Origin of the sequence: Amycolatopsis kentuckyensis (genome assembly GCF_002155975.1) — a bacterium.
GTDB lineage: Bacteria > Actinomycetota > Actinomycetes > Mycobacteriales > Pseudonocardiaceae > Amycolatopsis > Amycolatopsis kentuckyensis.
Genome location: NZ_MUMI01000473.1, coordinates 1 through 334 on the forward strand (window position 1 = coordinate 1; position 334 = coordinate 334).

1 pseudogene is annotated in these 334 nt (G+C 74.3%); it reads left to right on the forward strand.

Annotation, left to right across the window (positions count from 1 at the left end):
* Positions 1 to 29: 29 nt before the first annotated feature.
* A pseudogene (locus CCN39_RS37375) lies at positions 30 to 334 on the forward strand (hypothetical protein); the annotation flags it as partial.

Here is a 334-nt window from a genome sequence, read left to right on the forward strand (position 1 = left end):
CGGCGGGCCGCGGTGCTAGCTTGCCGGGAATGCGTGGTCGATTTCCTTTCGCCAGAACGCTTTCCGCCGTGGCCGCCCTGCTCGTGCTCCCGCTGACCGGTCCGCCGGCCGCGTCCGCGTCGCCGGGCCGCGAGTGCGCGACCCCGTCGATCGACCGGCTGCAGCAGTGGCTGGCCAGCGGCGAAGGGACGACCGTCCCGGCCACCGGGAGCCTGCTCGTGCCCGAGGGGCGCGGGTACGCGGCCAAGGTGACGTTCCTCGAAGCCGAGTGGCACGTGGCCGTCGTCTGGCTGGGCAACCGGTTCGAGGCGCAGGCCGACCTGTCCCGGTCGGC